This is a genomic window from Paraburkholderia sp. A1RI-2L, assembly GCF_048957375.1.
Lineage (GTDB): Bacteria > Pseudomonadota > Gammaproteobacteria > Burkholderiales > Burkholderiaceae > Paraburkholderia.
In genome coordinates this window covers 445,814-464,114 of the sequence record NZ_JARBTA010000003.1, presented here as the reverse complement: position 1 = coordinate 464,114, position 18,301 = coordinate 445,814, and the positions used below count along the sequence as shown (strand labels likewise).

At 62.9% G+C, this 18,301-nt stretch carries 17 protein-coding genes and 2 pseudogenes; 12 read left to right on the top strand and 7 right to left on the bottom strand.

The genetic code is table 11. The annotated features are described in order from the left end of the window. Positions 1 to 98 precede the first annotated feature (98 nt). Together PWP93_RS25315 and PWP93_RS25310 are read left to right on the top strand one after the other, a co-directional pair. Entirely contained in the window at positions 99 to 644 is a 546-nt protein-coding gene (locus PWP93_RS25315; RefSeq protein ID WP_421046497.1) for a hypothetical protein, read from the top strand. An 80-nt stretch (positions 645 to 724) separates the two neighbouring features. Continuing rightward, a complete protein-coding gene (locus PWP93_RS25310; protein WP_421046496.1) occupies positions 725 to 1,129 on the top strand; it encodes a hypothetical protein in 405 nt (134 codons plus the stop codon). Positions 1,130 to 1,359: 230 nt separating this feature from the next. On the opposite strand, the gene PWP93_RS25305 is transcribed toward PWP93_RS25310, so the two are convergent. Then, entirely contained in the window at positions 1,360 to 2,259 is a 900-nt protein-coding gene (locus PWP93_RS25305) for a LysR substrate-binding domain-containing protein (RefSeq protein ID WP_421046495.1), read from the bottom strand. Between the two features lie 240 nt (positions 2,260 to 2,499). Between PWP93_RS25305 and PWP93_RS25300 the strand changes: the two genes are divergently transcribed. From PWP93_RS25300 to PWP93_RS25290, 3 genes are read left to right on the top strand one after another with little or no spacing between them, the layout of a single operon-like run. After that, on the top strand, positions 2,500 to 3,681 hold the full coding sequence (locus tag PWP93_RS25300; protein ID WP_421046494.1) for a branched-chain amino acid ABC transporter substrate-binding protein: 1,182 nt from the start codon (positions 2,500 to 2,502) through the stop codon (positions 3,679 to 3,681). Between the two features lie 43 nt (positions 3,682 to 3,724). Continuing rightward, on the top strand, positions 3,725 to 4,294 hold the full coding sequence (locus PWP93_RS25295) for an L-2-amino-thiazoline-4-carboxylic acid hydrolase (RefSeq protein ID WP_421046493.1): 570 nt from the start codon (positions 3,725 to 3,727) through the stop codon (positions 4,292 to 4,294). Further along, a complete protein-coding gene (locus tag PWP93_RS25290) occupies positions 4,287 to 5,558 on the top strand; it encodes a Zn-dependent hydrolase (RefSeq protein ID WP_421046492.1) in 1,272 nt (423 codons plus the stop codon). The genes PWP93_RS25295 and PWP93_RS25290 overlap by 8 nt, the downstream gene beginning before the upstream one ends. Before the next feature lie 183 nt (positions 5,559 to 5,741). Here PWP93_RS25290 and PWP93_RS25285 read toward each other — a convergent pair whose 3' ends face one another. Further along, on the bottom strand, positions 5,742 to 6,104 hold the full coding sequence (locus tag PWP93_RS25285) for a hypothetical protein (RefSeq protein WP_421046491.1): 363 nt from the start codon (positions 6,102 to 6,104) through the stop codon (positions 5,742 to 5,744). Positions 6,105 to 6,246: 142 nt separating this feature from the next. Between PWP93_RS25285 and PWP93_RS25280 the strand changes: the two genes are divergently transcribed. The 4 genes and pseudogenes from PWP93_RS25280 to PWP93_RS25265 all read left to right on the top strand — a co-directional run bounded on the left by PWP93_RS25280 (position 6,247) and on the right by PWP93_RS25265 (position 7,893). Continuing rightward, complete coding sequence (locus PWP93_RS25280) at positions 6,247 to 6,450, top strand: hypothetical protein (protein WP_421046490.1); 204 nt, start codon at positions 6,247 to 6,249, stop codon at positions 6,448 to 6,450. Between the two features lie 95 nt (positions 6,451 to 6,545). Next, positions 6,546 to 7,051, top strand: a pseudogene (locus PWP93_RS25275) (solute carrier family 23 protein); the annotation flags it as partial. Positions 7,052 to 7,055: 4 nt separating this feature from the next. Further along, a pseudogene (locus tag PWP93_RS25270) lies at positions 7,056 to 7,103 on the top strand (hypothetical protein); the annotation flags it as partial. A gap of 451 nt (positions 7,104 to 7,554) precedes the next feature. Then, a complete protein-coding gene (locus PWP93_RS25265) occupies positions 7,555 to 7,893 on the top strand; it encodes a LysR substrate-binding domain-containing protein (protein WP_421046489.1) in 339 nt (112 codons plus the stop codon). Between the two features lie 16 nt (positions 7,894 to 7,909). On the opposite strand, the gene PWP93_RS25260 is transcribed toward PWP93_RS25265, so the two are convergent. Beyond that, positions 7,910 to 8,443: a cytochrome b gene (locus PWP93_RS25260; RefSeq protein ID WP_421027753.1), complete on the bottom strand. Its 534-nt coding sequence runs from the start codon at positions 8,441 to 8,443 to the stop codon at positions 7,910 to 7,912. Between the two features lie 287 nt (positions 8,444 to 8,730). Between PWP93_RS25260 and hpnI the strand changes: the two genes are divergently transcribed. The 3 genes from hpnI (at position 8,731) to PWP93_RS25245 (ending at position 13,004) form a co-directional block, all read left to right on the top strand. Next, positions 8,731 to 9,957: a bacteriohopanetetrol glucosamine biosynthesis glycosyltransferase HpnI gene (hpnI, locus tag PWP93_RS25255; protein WP_421046488.1), complete on the top strand. Its 1,227-nt coding sequence runs from the start codon at positions 8,731 to 8,733 to the stop codon at positions 9,955 to 9,957. Positions 9,958 to 9,978: 21 nt separating this feature from the next. Beyond that, positions 9,979 to 10,968: a lysylphosphatidylglycerol synthase domain-containing protein gene (locus PWP93_RS25250; RefSeq protein ID WP_421046487.1), complete on the top strand. Its 990-nt coding sequence runs from the start codon at positions 9,979 to 9,981 to the stop codon at positions 10,966 to 10,968. Between the two features lie 386 nt (positions 10,969 to 11,354). Further along, complete coding sequence (locus PWP93_RS25245; protein ID WP_421046486.1) at positions 11,355 to 13,004, top strand: acyl-CoA dehydrogenase family protein; 1,650 nt, start codon at positions 11,355 to 11,357, stop codon at positions 13,002 to 13,004. Positions 13,005 to 13,140: 136 nt separating this feature from the next. Here the strand turns inward: PWP93_RS25245 and PWP93_RS25240 are convergent, their stop codons facing one another. From PWP93_RS25240 to PWP93_RS25225, 4 genes are all read right to left on the bottom strand, one after another. Next, entirely contained in the window at positions 13,141 to 15,510 is a 2,370-nt protein-coding gene (locus PWP93_RS25240; protein ID WP_421046485.1) for a carbohydrate-binding family V/XII, read from the bottom strand. Positions 15,511 to 15,716: 206 nt separating this feature from the next. Next, the gene (locus PWP93_RS25235; RefSeq protein ID WP_421046484.1) at positions 15,717 to 16,877 is read right to left on the bottom strand and encodes a porin; all 1,161 of its coding nucleotides are present in this window, start codon (positions 16,875 to 16,877) and stop codon (positions 15,717 to 15,719) included. Between the two features lie 507 nt (positions 16,878 to 17,384). Beyond that, a complete protein-coding gene (locus tag PWP93_RS25230) occupies positions 17,385 to 17,840 on the bottom strand; it encodes a carboxymuconolactone decarboxylase family protein (RefSeq protein WP_421027747.1) in 456 nt (151 codons plus the stop codon). A gap of 29 nt (positions 17,841 to 17,869) precedes the next feature. Beyond that, a complete protein-coding gene (locus tag PWP93_RS25225; RefSeq protein ID WP_421046483.1) occupies positions 17,870 to 18,286 on the bottom strand; it encodes a cupin domain-containing protein in 417 nt (138 codons plus the stop codon). Positions 18,287 to 18,301: the final 15 nt, after the last annotated feature.

Here is an 18,301-nt window from a genome sequence, read left to right as displayed (position 1 = left end):
GTGGATTTTGAATTCCATCTGAAACAGTACCACAAATTATTTCGTATCGACCTGCGAATTCTCTTGAGCAGGGTTCGTTCTCGCCTTCCGCGTGGACCATGCAACTGAATCTTTCATCACTGGAAGATACATTCAAGATAAAGCAGGTGGCGGCCGATGTTGCGGGGCGCGTCGGCACCCTGATAACTTCGAGGATATTCCGAATATTTCAAAGTGGCCGGATCTTACGAGCGGGGGGAACTCCAATTGATATCGATGCAATGGTGGAAACGCCGTCTGGCTGCCGACGCGACTACAGCGGGAGACCCTGGGAGAATGATGCATTCTTCTGTGGCGACATGGCTACAGCCTACTGGAAAGCGAAGATGGGTTTGCTTTTCAAGACTTTCCCGGAAGACCAGTGTAGCCGCGCTTACGAGTTTGATTATGGCCACAGTGACCGCTGCGAGTTTTCTCCAGTCGCACGAGCGGAGGTCAATAACATGACGTATTCACAACAAAACCCGATGACACCGGAGCAACAGGAAGCGCTTCTCCAGTATACAAAAATTGGGCTTCGTTGGGTTCGTGGCGAAATCTCGCTTGATGATGTCATCAAAATATGGGGATTCCCCAATTTCACTCCGACCAAGATGGAAAAATAGAATACGCGTGGTTCCAAGAAAAAGTAATGTCGGTGAGCTTTATATTTGATACGCGAAATTCTACGGATGGAACGCCATGCGTGAGCGAATTCAACATCCAAATTGAGGATGACGTCTCAACAAATATTCTCTACCAGCACTTCGATGAGATAGGAATGAAACGTATTGAGCGTGGAGAGCGCATCGATAATTTGCGCGTCGAACAAAGCGATTTCGTTGGATATCCATATCTTTTCGACATCTTTGGCGGCACGCCGATTAATACGGTTGTTTTTGGCTATCGCCTGCCATTGGCGGATGACTCCCCCTACGATATTGAGGCAAACATTCGATATCTTGCCGAACTAGCAAGTGAAAAAGGACCGTGGGATATACGCAATGTTCGCAGGGCAGTGGATTTGCGCGAGGTCGAAATCTTTCGTCACTATCTAACGCCTGAGGAGCTGGATAATCGCAAAAGCGCAAGTCCGTGGACCACGCAATGACAAAACGGTTGGAGCCGGTTGGAACATAAAATCGAACGTATCCGCCCCGTACGTCATTCATGCGTCTTGCGTTGCATGCTCGCGTATCCATACCTGGCAGGGCGGGCGCGTCGTTACGCTTTCCGCGTAGGGGATGCACCATAACACAATCCGCATCAATAGCGCGGATCAATCCGTCCACGGCCGCGACATCATTTCCGTTCTGGAGCTTCTGAGGTCTTTTGGCGCGATCAACGCGCCTTCACCGACTCCAGCAGCCATTGCGCGAGCCGCTGTGCGCCGTCCGGCATTTCGGCATCGGCGCGCCAGCAGAGGTAGTAGTGCCGACCATCGTCGAGCTCGTGGTCGAACAGCTTGCGCAACGCACCCGACGCAAGCTCGCGCGAGACCAGCGGCGCGCGCATGAGCGCCGCGCCCAGATCGGCGAGCGTGGCACTCAAGGTCAGCTGGCCGTCTTCGAAGAGCGGTCCCTCGGTGCGCGCGACGTGGCGCACGTCCATGCTTTGCAGCCAGTTCGCCCACGTGCTGCGATCCTCATCGTGAACGAGCGGCACGCCCGCGAGATCGGCGGGCTTGCGCAGCGGTCCATAGCGCTGCAAAAAGCGCGGCGTGCAGACCGGCACAACCGCGCCCGACATGAGCGGCATGCTCGCATAACCGATCCAGTCGCCAGTGCCGAAGCGGATCGATAAATCGGCGGCGTCGCTGCGGTAATTGCGGTGATTCGCGTAGAGCACTGTCACGTCAACGTCTTCATTCGCCGCGAGAAAGTCATGCAGCCGGGGAATGAACCAGCCCATGCCAAAGAGCGGAATCAGACTGATCGTGATCTGTCGCCGCGACGAGCGCTCGCGCACGAAGCCCGTGGCGCTGCGCAGCACCGAAAACGCCGCACTGATCGAGCGATAGTAGTCGCGGCCTTCGTCGGTGAGCACGAGCGCGCGGCCACGGCGAATCGTCAGCGGCGTTTGCACGAACGATTCGAGCAATTGCAGTTGATGGCTCACCGCCGAGGCCGTGATGTCGAGCTCGCGCGCGGCGGCCGCGACCGAGCCATGACGCGCGAACGACTCGAACGCGCGCACCGCCCGCAGCGGCGGATCATCGGCAATTCGCTGAATTTTATTCATGTATCGAATTATATCGAAAGGTGCACGGAACGGATGGAATACAGTTTACCGTTGTAAAACAAGGATTTAATCGACGTTATAGGGTGCCGGCATATTGATCGAACCAAACGTAATTTAGACCACGGAATACAACAGACTAATATTTTTCACTATTCAAGGTTGCGCGCCATAGACCCCGGGGGTGGGCAGGCATGCGCCTCAATAGCGCCTCAACACACGGGCTCATCAGGATCGATCGACATGAAAAAGAAAGCTATGCAGTTGCCGGCTGCCGCGCTTGCGGCGTCGCTTTTCACGGGCGTCGCGCACGCCCAGGACGAACAGGTGGTGCTGATCGGGCTTGCCGCGCCACTGACCGGCGCGTCTGCGCGCATCGGCAAGGATCTCGAAAACGGCGCGCAGCTCGCCGTCGATGACGCCAATGCGAAACATCCGACCATTGCGGGCAAGTCCGTGGTCTACAAGCTCGTGAGCGCCGACGATCAGTCGGACCCGCGCACGGCTGTCACGGTCGCGCAGCAACTCGTCGACCGCCACGTGGTTGCCGTGGTCGGCCACTGGAACACCGGCTGCAGCGTGCCGGCCGCGGGCGTCTATCACGATGCGGGCATCGCGCAGATCGCGCCAGCCTCGACGGGCCATCAATACACGCAGCAAGGCTTCGATACCGCGTTTCGCATCATGGGCCACGACGACGATGGCGGCGCGTACACCAGCGCGTATGCCGTGAAAACGCTGAAGGCGCAGCGCATTGCCGTGATCGACGATCAGACCGCATTTGGCGCAGGGCTCGCGAACCAGTTCATCAAGGGTGTGCAGGCCAACGGTGGCACGGTGGTCGATCATCAGTATGTGACCGACAAGACGCTCGATTTCAGCGGCGTGCTCACGGCCATCAAGGCGAAGCGTCCCGACCTGATCTTCTTCGGCGGCCTCGATGCCCAGGCTGCGCCGCTCGTGCGCCGCATGCGCCAGTTGCATATCCAGGCGCCGCTGCTCGGCGCGGGCGGCTTCGTGAGCCAGACCTTCCTCACGCTGTCCGGGCCCGCGGGCGACGGCGTGACGGCGCTGGAGCCGGGCCGTCCGCTCGATCGCATGCCGGGCGGCGCGGCGTTCGATGCGCAATACCGTGCGCGCTGGCACGCGCCGATCGAACTGCACGCACCGTTCGCCTATGACGCGGCGGCGACGCTGATCGCCGCTACCCAGCAGGCCAATTCTGTTGCACCGAAAAAGATTGTCGCGGCGCTGCATGCGATTCATCGTGATGGCGTGACCGGCACGATTGGCTTCGATGCGCAAGGCAATCTCGTGGATCCCGCCTATACGATCTATCAGGTGAAGAATGGCAAATGGGCCGTGGTGGATGTGCTTGGCGGTGGCGCGGCCACGAAGACGCTCGCGAAGGCCGCTGCCCGCTGAACGCGATGATGTAACGATGTGACGACGTAACGAGGAGACAAAGATGACACAGCAACAACGCGAAAGCGTCGCGGACGAGACTGGCGTGAACGGCGAGACACTCGGCATTCTTGCACGCCGGCGCATCGAAGCGGAAATCATCAAGCCGATCTACGAGATCCTCAAGCGCGATTTCGGTATCGAGCGCGCCCAGGCCGTGATTGCCGAAGCCGTGCGCGGCGCGGCGATCGATGCGGGCCGCCAGTTCGCGGCGCGCGAACCGAACGGCACGAGCATCGCGTCGTTCGTCGCGCTGCAGGTGCTCTGGGAAAAGGACGATGCGCTCGAAGTGGAAACCCTGCGCGCCGACGACGAAGCCTACGATTCCAACGTGCATCGCTGCGCCTACGCCGAGATGTATCACGCGATGGGCCTCGGCGATATCGGCCACCTGCTGAGCTGCGCGCGCGATGCCGAATTCATCTCGGGCTACGATCCGCGCGTCGAGCTCACGCGCACGAGCACCATCATGCAGGGCGGCAAGCGCTGCGATTTCCGCTACCGCATGCACGATGCGAAGCCGGCCGAAGCCGCTCAATCCGCCAGTTCGGCCGAGGAGCGTTCCGATGACTGAACGCTCGCAACATCGGGCATCGGAGCTGGGCGCGTTGCGTGTGAATGGCGCGCGGCTGTGGGATTCGCTCGAACGCATGGCGCAAATTGGCGCGACGCAGAAGGGCGGCGTGTGCCGCCTTGCGCTCACCGGGCTCGACCGCGAAGGGCGCGACCTGTTCGTGCAGTGGGCGCGCGAGGCGGGCTGCACGATTCGCGTCGACAAGATGGGCAACGTGTTCGCGCGCCGCGCGGGCCGCAATCCCGATGCCGCGCCCGTGCTGACCGGCTCGCATGCCGACACCCAGCCGACCGGCGGCCGCTACGACGGCATTTATGGCGTGCTGGGCGGGCTCGAAGTGATCCGTGCGCTCAACGACGCCGGCGTGCAGACCGAGCACCCCATCGAAGCGGTGATCTGGACCAACGAGGAAGGCTCGCGCTTTGCGCCGGCGATGATCGCGTCGGGCGTCTATGCAGGCGTGTATGCGCTCGAATACGGGCTCTCGTGTACCGATGCATCGGGTACGACGATAGGCGAGGCGCTCGAGCAGATCGGTTATGCGGGCGATGAGCCGGTGGGCGGCACGCCGGTGCACGCCGCGTATGAACTGCATATCGAGCAGGGCGCGATTCTCGAGCGCAGCGGCAAGACCATTGGCGTCGTGACGGCCGGCCAGGGGCAGCGCTGGTACGAGATAGAACTCGTGGGCGTGGACGCGCACGCGGGCACTACGCCGATGGATCTGCGCCGCGACGCGCTGGCCGGGGCGGCGCGCATGATCACGTTCGTCGAGTCGCTGGGGCGCAAGTATGCGCCGTATGGGCGCGCCACGGTCGGCATGATCGAGGCGAAGCCCAACTCGCGCAACACGGTGCCGGGGCGCTGCTTTTTCACGGTGGAGTTTCGTCATCCGGACTCGGGCGTGCTAGCCGAGCTCGATGCGCAATTGCGCGCCGAGCTTGCGCGCGTGGCGCAGGAAGCACAGCTTGGCCACACGATCACGCAGATCTTCGACTACGCGCCGGTACCGTTCGCACCCGCGTGCATCGACGCCGTTCGGCGTGCGGCGGTGACGCTGGGTTTGCCGCATGCCGATATCGTCTCGGGCGCGGGCCACGATGCGTGCTATCTCGCGCGCGTCGCGCCCACGGGCATGATCTTCGTGCCGTGCATCGACGGACTCAGTCACAACGAAGGCGAGGCGATCACGCCTGAATGGGCCGAGGCCGGCGCGAACGTGCTGCTGCAGGTGGTGATGGAGAGTGCGTTGGCGGGCGGTTGAGCGGTTGCTCGCGCGGGCGGGGTAGCAGGCTGTCGCGTGCGCGCTTACGCGATTGATGTCACCAGTGCGTGCCATCTTTGCGGTGTTTTGCGGAGCGCTGCATATTCAACGTTCTGCTCGCCACCTGTATGGACCATCCTGCCGGGGGGGAAGCCACCCGGCAGGATAAGGTTAGCAAGGGGTTTAAGGCTTCACGATATGCCAAATACCCTTGATTCCGTCACCGTTCATTTGACCAGGTTGCTTGTCGTTTGCAAAGCGATACAGCGGGCGTCCCTTGTAGGTCCACTGATGCTTGCCCGAGCCGGAGTCGATGAACCCCCAGTCGCCGCCCGGTTTGTCGTATGAATCCGCAACGGCTGCCGGCCACAGCGAGGCGCAGGCACCCACGCAGGCGCTCTTGCCCGGCACCGTATCCTTGTCGAATGCGTAGAGCGTCATCCCGTTGTCGTCGACCACCATCCCGTTCGAAATTTTTGGCGTCTCGGCGTATGTCGACACAACCGGCAAAGTACAAGCCAGGATGCACAACAGAGTTTTGTACATGTTTTTACTCCTTTTATAGGCGCGGCGCGCGGCATCACCGCGCGACCACGCAGTATGAAAGCCGCAAGCGGGGCACTGCTGCAAGAGAAGGTTCCTCCCTGACTGCGGCAAGTGATAAACGGTTGCCGGCGCGAACTATTCCATGCATCGAGCGAATCTTTTTCGCGGCTGGCAAAAGACGATCACCCGCTCGACGATGACCCGCTCGCCACTGGGCGGCATCTCGCTGCTCGATTACCCGGCCATTCGCCGCTGGACCGACAGGGTCAAGATGCTGCCTGGATTCATTGTGATGGCGGGTATGTTCCCGGGCTCCGCATCGCTTGAAGATAATCAGCGATCCTGATCGTTGGAAAAATTTTCAGGCACGCCGAACCGTTTCAAAAAAAAGCACGTACCGCACACAGCAGAGAGGATCATATGGCTCAATCGAAGCGCTATCTGCCCGCGGACTCGCGGGAACCCGTCGACGAAGTCTTGCTCACAGGACGGCTCGCGCTGCTCGGCATGCAGCACGTGATGGTGATGTACACGGGCGCCATCGCCGTGCCGCTCATTATCGGCATGGCGCTCAAGCTGCCGAAAGATCAAGTGACGTATCTCATCAGCGTCGATCTGTTCGTTTCGGGGCTCGTGACGCTCATTCAGTCGGTGGGTTTCAGGAATTTCGGCATTCGCCTGCCGATCATGGGCCGATGATCGCGATTGCCTCGAATCCCGCGCTCGGCTTGCCGGGCATCTTCGGCTCCATGATCTGTTCCGGCACGGTCGGGCTATTGGCCGCGCCGCTCATGGCGAAGCTTTTGCGCTTTTTCCCGCCGGTGGTGATCGGCACCGAGATTCTCGTGGTGGGGCTATGCCTGATGGGCGTAAGCGCTAACTGGGTGGCCGGCGGAATCGGCAATCCCGACTACGGCAGCCCGCATCTGATCGGCATGTCGTTTCTTCAACATGACGCAATCGGCGGTTAGCCATACGCTCAACCGCTTGCGCGATCTGTTTCGCGATCCGCTCTTCGTCACGGCCGGGCGCAGCCTCGCGCCCACGCCGCGCGCGCTGGAGCTGGCAGAGCCGTTGCATCGCGCGCTGGCCGCGGTGGGCGCGCTGATCGAGCCCGACGATGGGTTCGATCCCGCAGCATTCGAAGGCACGTTCGAGATTGCCACCACCGATTACATCGGCTTTCCGCTGCTGCCCGTGCTGATGGACCGTTTGAGCGTGGCGGCGCCGGGACTTGCAATCAACGTCAAGCCGCTCGAACCCGGCGACGATCTGGCCGCGCTGCGCGAAGGCACGCTCGACCTGATTCTCTGGAATGAGGACACGGCTCCTCGAACTACTACGTGCGCCCGCTATTTACCGACCGGCTCAAGTCGATCGTGCGTGCGGGGCATCCGCATGTTCAGGGCAGTCTGTCCGTCGAGCAGTTCCGCGCGGGCGGCACATTCGTGTGAGCGGCCCCTACGGCGCGGTCAAGGAGGCGGTGGACGCGTTCTACGAACATCTCGGCATTCGCGTGAGCACAGCCGTGACGGTGCCGCATTTCATGCTCGCCCATATGCTGGTGTCGCAATCGGACATGATCGGCATGATTGCCGAACTGACTGCGCGGCGCATCGTCGGCAATCTGCCGCTGCAGCTGCTCGAGCCGCCCGTGGAAATGGCGCCGTTCACCGTATCGGCGGTCTGGCACGCGCGCCGCCATACGTCGGGCGCGCATCGATGGCGGCGCGGGGAAATCGCGGCGGCAGCCGGACAATTGACTCAGCAATTGGCCGCCGCCGCATGAAGCTTGGGCCCGCCGCTCACCACAACGCCATGCGTTGCACCACGCGATCGCGAATCACGAAGCGATGCAGCAGCGCGGCCGCGACATGCAGGCAGATCAGCGCGAACAAGGCCCACGCGAGAACGCTGTGAACGTCGCCCATGGCATGCCCGAAGGACGACCCCGCAGGCGAGAGCGCGGGCAGCGGCGCCACGCCGAACAGCGTCAGCGGCCAAGCCCGCGACGACGCATTGATCCAGCCGAGCACCGGTACGGCCACCAGCAACGCGTAAAGTGCAATATGCGTGAGCGTGGAAATGGTGCGCAGCGGCTGCGAGAGTTCGCTTGCGGGCGGGGGCGGGCGATGCGTGGCGCGCCAGAGGATACGCAGCGCCATGGCGGCGACCAGCGTGGTGCCGACGATCAGGTGCGCCGCAATCAGGCCGACCGGCTGGGTATCGCGGTGAACGTCGGGCATCGTCCAGCCCAGCACGAACTGTGCGCCCACGAGCGCCACGACGAGCCAGTGAAGAAGACGCGCGGGCGCATCGTATCGTAATGGGGTATGCATGGAGACCTCGGCGCAAGAGAGTGAATTCGAGCACGGATTGTAGCCGCCGACCGTTAACTAAAGATTAAGAGGGGACGAACCGTTAGCAAGAAGTTAATCTTTTCGTCAGAAAACACTGCTACGCTCGGTTAGCCGGCGAATGGCGAACGAACCGCGGACGAACCAGATGGGCACTCGAAGGGGCATGTAATGTTTTTGCAACCCTGGTTTTTGCAACCTTGGCTTTTGCAACGTTGGCTTTTGCAGCTTTGCCTTTCTGCCGGGCGACGGCGCGCCTGGGAGGCGTCATGGTAGCGGCCGCCGCTTCTGTCGATATCGCTTCGGTTGCGCTTCTGCCGGGGCACGTCGCGCTGCTGACCATTACTCACATGGTTGCGCAATGCCTTGCGATCCTGTGCGGCCTTGGCGCCATCTTCGGCATTGTCTATACGGTGGTGGCAAGCTGGCTGATCGGCAGCTTTTTTGCGCGCGACGTGGCTGCGCCGCAGCGCTTTCCCGCCGTCACCATCGTCAAGCCGCTGCACGGCGACGAATGGCAACTCGAAGCGCATCTCGCCAGTTTCTTCGAGCAAGATTATCCGGGGCCGGTGCAGTATCTTTTTGGCGTTCATGATGCGCACGATGCAGCGCTCCTGGCCGTCGAAAGGCTGCGGGTTCGCTATCCCGGCGCGCATATCACCGTGGTGGCCGATGCGCGCCTGTACGGGCCCAACCGGAAGATCGCGAATCTCGTGAACATGCTCGAAAAGGCCGAGCACGAGGTGCTGTGTTTCGCCGATAGCGATGTCTGCGTCGAGCGGAATTATTTGCGCCATATCGTCGGGACGCTGCAGCAACCGGGCGTGGGGCTCGTGACGACGGTTTATCGCGGCCGCCATGCGACGGGATTCTGGCCGCGCCTTGCCGCCGCGCTGACCAATTATCATTTTCTGCCTGGCGTGGTCACGGGGCTCGCGCTCGGGCGCGCCCGGCCGTGTTTCGGCCAGTCCATCGCCATGACTCGCGATATGCTCGCGCGCATTGGCGGTCTGGCCCAGTTCGCGCATCACCTTGCGGAGGACCACGCGGTGGGCGAGGCCGTGCGGCGCGCGGGCGCCACCGTCGCCATTCCGCCCATTGTGGTGGAGCACGCTTGCGCGGAGAATACGTTTTCCAGGGTGTTCGCGCACGAATTGCGCTGGAGCCGCACCATCCGAGCGGCGGACCGCTCGGGGCATCTGGGCGCGGTGCTCATGCATCCGTTGCCGCTCGCGCTGCTTGCGGTGGCGATGTCGGGCGGCGCGATCCCCGCCTGGGCGCTGGCCGGTGTTGCGTTGTGCGCCCGCGCGCTGCTGGTCTGGAGGACCGATCGCGCCACCGGGAAAAAGTGCAGCGGGCTGTTGTGCCTGCCGCTTTGGGATGCGGCCCAGTTCGCGATTTATGCGGCGAGCTTTTGCTCGTCGGGCGTGGTGTGGCGCGGGACGCGTTTTCGCGTCGACGCGAACGGGATGCTGTCACCCGTTCAAGACAAATGAGTAGATCAACGATATCAGCGGATGAAACACCTTGGGCGTATTGCTGCGCTGTGCGGTCTCGCGGTTGCCGTGTGGCTCGTATGGCGCGACCATCCCGCAGCCGTGCTGCAACTCCTGCAAGGCGCAGGCATGGGCCTCGTGCTGGCCGCCTTGCTGCATATCGTGCCGATGGCCGCGAACGCCTGGGACTGGCGCACCCTGATTCGCAGGGCGCAGCGACCGTCGTTCGCGACCATGCTCCGGTTCGTGTGGATTCGCGAATCCATCAACAATCTATTGCCAGTCGCGCGCATCGGCGGGGAAATCGTCTCGTTCCGCCTGCTCGGGCGCGCCGGCGTGCGTCCCGCGACGGCGGCGGCGAGCCTCGTCGTCGACATGCAGCTCACCTTGATCAGCCAGCTCGTCTTTGGGCTGATCGCCGCCGGCTATCTGCTCGAACATTCGAATTCCGATGCCGCGCGCGTGGCAGGGCGGCTGGCGTGGGGCATCGCCGCAATCGCGCCGGTGCTGGTGCTGTTCGCACTCGTTCAGCATGCGCGGCCATTCGAGCGGGCCGCTCACGTCATCAACCGGGTCACGAGCGGCAAGGTGGTCGATCTGGTGGGCAAGTCGGTGCGCGTCGACCAGTCGGTCAAGCTGATCTGGCGGCAGACGGGTGTGGTCGTCCGCTATCTGCTCATCTGGCAGACGCTGCAGTGCGCGGGCTACGCACTTGAGATCTGGGGCGCGCTGCACGTGCTCGGCGCGCAGGCGAGCTTTGCGCAGGCGTTCGTGATCGAGGCGCTGATTCAGCTTGTCAGTAGTGCTGCGTTTCTGGTGCCGGGCGGCCTGGGCGTGCAGGAGGGCGGCTTCGTGCTGATTGGCGGGCTGCTTGGTTTCGACGCGCCCACGTGTCTCGCGCTCGCCGGCGCGCGGCGCGTGCGCGATCTGCTGTTTTATGTGCCTGGTTTGCTCGCCTGGCAGGCCGCGGAGTATGCGCTGCCATCGCGCCGGGCAGAGGGCGTGCAGTAATCAGCAAACCCTGGGGCGGGAATACGCATCCGATCTCGCGCGTATGTGCGCTATCCCACGCCCACGCCCGCCAGCGCCACGATCTGGCGAATCGACACCGCGCAGTAGCCGCGCTCGACCAGCAACTCGATAAATGCTTGCTGGATGGCTTCGGTGGTGGCAAGCGCCCGGGATTGGGCGGGCCGGCGGCGCTTCGTCGCCGTAGCCTGCCGCCGTTGCGATTGCGCCAGGCGTGGGCGGCGGGCGTGACGTTTTTCAAACCGGACACTCCCGCGAGCATTCCTCCCTACACTGTTATGTGCATCCCGCGTCGGCCGCTGGCAGCGCAATTCGCGTGCCAGTGGGTATCGGCGCAAGATAATGGAACAGGAAAGGGACATTGCGATATGAACTGGACAACCCACGAAGTCACGAATGTCGTGCCGGAACTGAAAAATTACAACCTCTACAGCACCGATATCGCGCTGCAGGAGGCGGTCCAGCGCGGCGGCGGCGCAGCCTATGAAGAGGAATTGACACGCCATGGCGCGCTGCTCGGCAGCGAAGAAATGGTGCAAATGGCTGAGGACGCCAACCACTTCAAACCCGAACTCCATACCTTCGATCGCCAGGGCAATCGCATCGACCGTGTGGAATTCCACCCCGCCTGGCACGGCTTCATGAAAATGGCGCGCGAGTATGACCTGGTCTCGCGGCCATTCAGCGATTTGCGGCCGGGCGCATGGGCGGCGTATGCGGCGGGATTTTCGATGCATGGCCAGATCGAGGCGGGATCGCAATGCCCGAACTCGATGACTTTCGCATGCATTCCGGTGCTTCAGAAGGAGCCCGAACTATTCGTTCAGCTTGCGCCGAAGCTCTATTCGCGCAGCTACGACGCCCGCGATATTCCGTTCGAGAAAAAATCGTCGATGCTGGTCGGCATGGGCATGACGGAGAAGCAGGGCGGCTCCGACTTGCGCGCCAATAGCACGCGCGCCACGCCGCTGCGCGGCCAGGGGCGCGGCGCGGAGTACGAGATTACGGGCCACAAGTGGTTCTTCTCCGCGCCCATGTGCGATGCGCACCTCGTGCTCGCGCGCACGGAGAACGGCCTTTCGTGCTTCTTCGTGCCGCGCTGGCGTCCTGACGGCAGCAAGAACGCCATTCATATCCAGCGCTTGAAGGAAAAGGTCGGCAACCGCTCGAACTCCAGCAGCGAGGTCGAATTCCTGGGGGCCTGGGGGCGCATGGTTGGCGAAGAAGGGCGCGGCATCCCGACCATCATCGAAATGGCGTCCTATACGCGCCTGAATTGCGTCATGGGCAGCACCGGCACGATTCGCCAGGCGCTCGTGCAGTCGATTCACCATGCACGCGGTCGCCAGGCCTTCGGCAAATACCTCGTCGACCAGCCGCTGATGCGCAACGTGCTGGCCGACCTGGCGCTGGAAAGCGAGGCCGCGACGCAATTGATGATGCGCCTCACCGAAGCGTTCGCGCGCGCGGAAGACTCGCCGCTTCAGCGCGCCTACAAGCGGATCGTGACGCCGGCGTCCAAGTACTGGATTGCCAAGCGCAGCATCGAGCTGACCGGTGAAGCGATGGAAGTGTTCGGCGGCAATGGCTATATGGACGAAGGACCGATGGGGCGCCTGTATCGCGAGGCGCCGGTCATCTCGATCTGGGAAGGATCCGGCAACGTGATGGCGCTCGACATGCTGCGTGCGATCGGCCGCGAGCCGGACGCGCTCGAAGCGCTGATGGGCGATCTGGCCTCGGTGTGCAGCGGCGACGCGCGTTTGCGCCCGAGCCTCGAAGCCATTGCGCGCGCGTTCCGGCAAGACGGCGATACGCTCGAATTCCTCGCACGGCGCGAGGCGCAACGTCTGATTCTGCTGGTGCAGGCGCGTTTGCTGCGCGAATTCGCGCCCGCTCCGATGGCGGACGCGTTCATCGCCAGCCGCTTCGACGACCAGTGGGGCCGCGTGTTCGGCACGCTGCCCGCCGGCGTGGAGGTGGACGCGATTCTGGAGCGCGCGCTTCCGCTCGCGTGACCGCTCGGGTTGCACCAGTTGGCCGATGCGTTTTCGCCGAGCGCATCGGCACCCTGCGCGTCGCGGTGATGGCGCCAGGGCGGGCCGCTGCCATTGGCGCGCCGGCCCGCCGGTTCGCGTCAACGAAGTGACCCGCTCAGCGCCGGAAGCCGCCGTGAAAGCCGCCGCCGAATCGGCCGCCCATGCCGCCTCCACTCCATCCCCCGCGCGAGCCGAAACCGCCGCCGAAGCGCTGCTCGCCGAGCGAGCGCGCGCCTTGCTGGCGATTGAGGTCGTTGCCCAGGTCGCCGCCCGGTTGTGCCGATTGCCAGCCGTTTGACGTGTGCTGTTGCCAGCCGTTGTCGGCGGTGTGCCGGTAAACGTTGCCGTCGTGGCCCGCATAAACGTCGCCGTTGTTCCAGGCGACCGAGTTGCCGTTGTTGTGGTTCGTCACGTAACCCCGGCTTCCTGCCTCATGCTGGCCGGTTTGGGTATTGCCCGCCACGCCGAACTCCGCGGCGCCCGAACGCCCGGTGTTCGGGTTGTAGCCCCCGACCTCGCGCCCGCCCGCGTAGTTGCCGTTGTACTGATTGCCGACGACGCCGCCCCGGCCCGCTGCCTGGCGCCCGGTCACCGGGTTGCTGTAAGCGCCCTGGTGCCCCGCCGCGTAATTGCCCGAGTACGGATTGAACGCGCCGCCCGCGGCACCCCGATAGTGGGCGCCGGTTACCGGGTTGTAGCCCGCGCCTGCTGCGCCGCGCCACTGCGTGCCGGTCCAGCCGTTCCATCCCGACGCATGGGTCACGGTGCCTTGCCCCCAGCGGCCGTAGAAGTTCGTCTGGTTGATATTGACGCTGCCCCAGCCCCCGCCGCCCCAGTAGCCGCCCCAATACGGCCCCCAGTAAGGCGATGAGCAGCCCCAGATCGCGCCGGCGGCGAAGCCGAATGCGAATCCTTCCGCCGCGCCCAGCGCGAAGCCGGCGCCGTAGCCATAGGTGGCGGGATAGCCGTAGTAGACGTCGCCCACATACGCCGGATAGACATAGCCGGTGCCGTAAACCACAGTGCCGTCCGGGCTGATCACCACCCCCATGTAACCGGGTGTGTAGCCCACCACGACCGTATCGGGCGTGTACGAATAGATCTGCACGTACGTCACATAATGAATCGGACTGCTGACCGGTATCGTGTAGATGACGCCCGGCACCGAAGTCGCAACCGTCCATGGCCCGAGCGCCGAGCCCGAAACGAACCACACGCCATTGGACACGGCGTAGAAGTTCGACGCATCGACTTCGATCACGGGCGTGGCCGTGTTGACGGCGTAGTTGAGCGAGGTGCCCGATACCGGCTGGAAGCGGGGCGCGCCGTCGTAATTCACTGTCAGCCTGGCCTGCGAACGCGATACCGTTGCTGTCTGCGGAATCGTCGCGGCTATTTCGGCCTCTTTCGCTTCCGGGGTGTTGGGCACGGAGACCAGCACGTTGGCCTTCGGGTCGTGCGTCGATATCTTCGCGAAGTCGGGTGGCAGGTCGCTCCCGGGCACCCAGCGCCATGGACCGCTCGTGGAGGCCGCGCGGAACCAGCGGCCCGAAATCAGCAGGTAATACGTATTCGTGGACGGATAGACGAAGACGGCGTGATCGGTATTGGTGATCGTCAGCAGGTTGGTTCCCGCGACCGGCGACATCTGCGCGGCGCCCTGGGTCACGACCAGCTCGGTGGGCTGCGTGGCGAGCATCAAGGCCGGCGCCGGCACGACCGGCTTGCCGTCCGACGGCAGCATGGCGTCGGCGGCCGTGTGTTTTTCGCTCGTTTGCGCCGCCGCAAGCAGCGCCTGCTGCGGACCAGCCACTTGCCGCCATGGGCCGCTCAGGCCCTGCGCCGTGTACCAGTAACCAGCGGCATGCACGTAGACCGCGCCGTTTGCATCGCGCATCAGCAACGCGCGGCTGTTGATCGCGCGCGAGAAGCCGGTGCCGGCGATCGGGCGCCAGGCCGGTGCGCCATCGACGAGGACCAGCACCGTAGGCGTGTCCTTGAAGACGATCTGCGGCACGTCGTTCTTGACCGCAATGCGCATGGAGCGATCGAGCCCTTGCGACGCGGCGTAGCTCGTTTGCAGCTGGTCGAGCGAAACGGTCATGCCGCTGGAGGGAATGTGGGCGACCAGGGCACCCTTGACGCGCCCGGCCAGGCTCGTGTCCGTCGGCACCTCGACCGAGGCGATGTGGATTTGCGTCAACTGCACGAGACCGGCGGCCTTGTCGATATCGGCCTGCGCCGAGAAGTGGGCGATGCCGTAGGTGGGGGTGCCGTTCGACGCGCCAACGGCGATCGCCGCGCGGCCTGCGATGCGGTTACCGGTCCATTGCTCGATTTGCGGCTGGAACATCTCGACGCGTTCGGTGCCGTTCTCCAGCATGCGCGGCCAGCCGCGCTGATCGGCGGATTGCGCCTGGGTTGCCGGCGCGTCGGCCGCACGGGCCGCAGGCGCATTCCACATCAGCGCAGTGATCGACAGCATCGCGGCCACAACCGTGGCGCATGCGGGTTTTACACGGTGTGGCTCAACTACTCGACTCGCTCGTGGTGACATCAACGGGTGCTCCTGAGCTGGCATCGCAATAGCGGCAGGGCAAGCGCAACTGCCGATTGTCGTTGGGGTGTGAGACGTGGCGGCGGCCGGGTTGCCGCCTCCACGTCGGGCTGGAGGTAACGGCGGTTCAACGCTTAGAAGCGATGGCGGATCCCCGTGGTCACCACGACCTGGCTGCGGCTCGTGGAAGGCGCGCCGGTACCGTTGATTTGCGCCGCATTCGTGCCTTCCGCATTGTTGGCGCCGATCTGGAAGACGCTCTGCGCGTAGAGGTCCGTGCGCTTGGACAGCGAGTAGTCAGCCTGAAGGCCGAACTGGTTCCAATGCGCCGAGCGGTTGTCCGAGGCGCCGCTTCCCGGCGTGTTGCGCAGACCTTGCGTATAGGTATAGGCCGCGCCCACGTAGAAGGCCGACGTCAGGTTGTAGCGAGCGTTGACTTCATAATTGTTGTAGCGCACCGACGCATCCGCGAGCTTGTCCTGCAAGCGGGTCTGCGTGAACACGGTGCCGACGATCATCGGGCCGAACGCATAGCTCGCGCCGAGACCCCAGGTGCGCTGATTCTGGACGCCGGGCAGATTGGCCGTCGTGAACGCCGGCAGATTCTGCACCGCGCCGTTAGCGTTGCTGGAGTCGAGGCCCTGAAGCTGCAGGTAGGCCGCGCCCAGACGCAAGCCGCCATTGGCGTAACCCATGCCCGCGCTATAGGCGCGGTTGTCGGCAAAGCCCGCACTGTTGGAGAAGCCATACAGGGCGCTCGCCGAGAAGCCAGCGTAGTTCGCACTCTGATATTTGATCGTATTGCTGAGGCTGAACGAGCCATTGAGGTTGTCGTCGTCGCCCGGGTGAGCGAAGTAGGTGCCGCCCCACGTACCGGTTGCCGACATCGGCGCGACGTAATCGACCATGGAATCGTACTGGCGGCCCAGTGTCACCGTGCCGTATTGGCTCGAAAGGCCGACATAGGCCTGGCGGTTGAACAGCGAGCTGTTCACGGTGCTGCCGTTCGTCACGTTGAAGCCGCTTTCGAGGTTGAAGACCGTCTTCAGGCCGCCGCCGAGATCCTCGACGCCACGCAGGCCCCAGCGGCTTTGCTGGACGTTGCCGCCAGTCATGCCGAACACGGCTTTGCCACCGGTCAGGCCGTTCGGCGACATCGGCGAGGAAGTGCTCGCCTCGTTGCTCACGTAAGTCAAACCTGCATCGATGAGGCCGTATAGCGTGACGTTGCTTTGAGCATGGGCGCTGCCAGCGGCTGCGGCGACTGTGGCGGCAAGAATATAGGTCTTTTTCATGGATCGCTCTTATCTGAACTACGACTGACGAATGGGAAATAAGCACATAGCGCGTTTGTGCGGGAACGGACTATACATATCCCTTGAAATGACAGCCACGGAGCGTCGATGATTTTTTCTCTGCGCTAATTTAAAGAGATGAATATTGGTGATAGGCACATCCGGAGGGGCTGACGTAGCAGCGCACAGACATCTAATTCTAAAAGACATTTTTTCAAAACGAGCGCGTCTGCCGGGAGTGCGCTCTCAACGCCTTTACCTCAAGATTGAGAATCGATGCTTGAGGGTTTTGACTTAAATCACTACCTGTAATGTGTTTGCATGATTCTGATTTTTTGCGGCACCTGATTCCGGCTAATTCGATGAATGAAATACGAATTCCTGTCAAAGATTCCGGAAAATATTTATATATCTAGCAACAAACGGCCGCCCGGTTGACTCGCGTTGATGTGCGCTGCCGGGACGGCCGTGGCGGCTGCGCATGTCTTGCACAGGCGTTGCGGACGCTCATTGCTCCTGTATGGCTTGAGGCGTGTTGCGGAAGCTGATCGCCATGCGATTGTAGGTATTCATCAGGCCGATGGCGATCGTGAGGTCCACGAGCTCGCGCTCCTCGAATACCGCGCGAACTTCCTCGTATGCCGCGTCCGGAACGCCGGTCTGGGCGACGAGCGTGACCGACTCGGCCCAGGCAAGCGCCGCGCGCTCGCGCGGATCGAATAGATGGCCGGCTTCCCTCCAGGCCTGCACCAGCGCCAGCTTTTCCACTTTCACACCTTTTTTCAGCAGGTCGCGTGTGTGCATGTCGAGGCAATAGGCGCAGTTGTTGATCTGCGAGATGCGCAAGTACACCAGATCGACGAGAACGGGCGAGAGCCCGCTTTGCATGAGGTAGCCATAGACGCCGCCAAGCGCCTTGGCGCCTGCGGGCGCGATCTGGTTGTAATCGAGACGTTTGCTCATGAGTGTTCTCCTGTGTTTGCTGGGCTGGCTTACTTGACCGGCGTGGTCAGAACCTTGTCTCCGGTATCGACGACGAACACTGCAAGCAGCTTCGCTGGGGCGGTCGTGCTCGCATTGCGGCTGACGCGGTGAATGGCGCCCGGTGTTTCGAAGAAGCTTTCGCCGGCGTGATAGACTCGCTTGGGGCCGTCGTCCACTTGCGACTCGATCGCGCCCGAAACGACATACGCATAAATAAATGCCGACCTGGCATGCTCGTGCGGCGGCGAGGCGCCGCCAGGGGCATAGTCGACCACCACGGCCGTCAACGACTTGCCGGGCAGGTTGGGAAGGGCGTGCTCGAAATTGGGCGTGACGGCTGCACCGCCGTCATGCGCGATGGCGGGCGCGGCGACGCTGAGGGCAAGCGCCGCGCAGGCCGCGCCGAGTGCGATTCGAATCTTCATGACAGGTTTTCTCCT

Excerpts from the sequence above, each read along its gene's own strand:
- PWP93_RS25235 (WP_421046484.1), bottom strand. The coding sequence starts at position 16,877 with ATGAAAAAGACCTATATTCTTGCCGCCACAGTCGCCGCAGCCGCTGGC.
- PWP93_RS25285 (WP_421046491.1), bottom strand. The coding sequence starts at position 6,104 with ATGTACAAAACTCTGTTGTGCATCCTGGCTTGTACTTTGCCGGTTGTG.
- PWP93_RS25295 (WP_421046493.1), top strand. The coding sequence starts at position 3,725 with ATGACACAGCAACAACGCGAAAGCGTCGCGGACGAGACTGGCGTGAAC.
- PWP93_RS25305 (WP_421046495.1), bottom strand. The coding sequence starts at position 2,259 with ATGAATAAAATTCAGCGAATTGCCGATGATCCGCCGCTGCGGGCGGTG.
- PWP93_RS25300 (WP_421046494.1), top strand. The coding sequence starts at position 2,500 with ATGAAAAAGAAAGCTATGCAGTTGCCGGCTGCCGCGCTTGCGGCGTCG.
- PWP93_RS25315 (WP_421046497.1), top strand. The coding sequence starts at position 99 with ATGCAACTGAATCTTTCATCACTGGAAGATACATTCAAGATAAAGCAG.
- PWP93_RS25240 (WP_421046485.1), bottom strand. The coding sequence starts at position 15,510 with ATGCTGTCGATCACTGCGCTGATGTGGAATGCGCCTGCGGCCCGTGCG.
- PWP93_RS25280 (WP_421046490.1), top strand. The coding sequence starts at position 6,247 with ATGCATCGAGCGAATCTTTTTCGCGGCTGGCAAAAGACGATCACCCGC.
- PWP93_RS25245 (WP_421046486.1), top strand. The coding sequence starts at position 11,355 with ATGAACTGGACAACCCACGAAGTCACGAATGTCGTGCCGGAACTGAAA.
- PWP93_RS25250 (WP_421046487.1), top strand. The coding sequence starts at position 9,979 with ATGAAACACCTTGGGCGTATTGCTGCGCTGTGCGGTCTCGCGGTTGCC.
- PWP93_RS25225 (WP_421046483.1), bottom strand. The coding sequence starts at position 18,286 with ATGAAGATTCGAATCGCACTCGGCGCGGCCTGCGCGGCGCTTGCCCTC.
- PWP93_RS25260 (WP_421027753.1), bottom strand. The coding sequence starts at position 8,443 with ATGCATACCCCATTACGATACGATGCGCCCGCGCGTCTTCTTCACTGG.
- PWP93_RS25230 (WP_421027747.1), bottom strand. The coding sequence starts at position 17,840 with ATGAGCAAACGTCTCGATTACAACCAGATCGCGCCCGCAGGCGCCAAG.
- PWP93_RS25290 (WP_421046492.1), top strand. The coding sequence starts at position 4,287 with ATGACTGAACGCTCGCAACATCGGGCATCGGAGCTGGGCGCGTTGCGT.
- hpnI (WP_421046488.1), top strand. The coding sequence starts at position 8,731 with ATGGTAGCGGCCGCCGCTTCTGTCGATATCGCTTCGGTTGCGCTTCTG.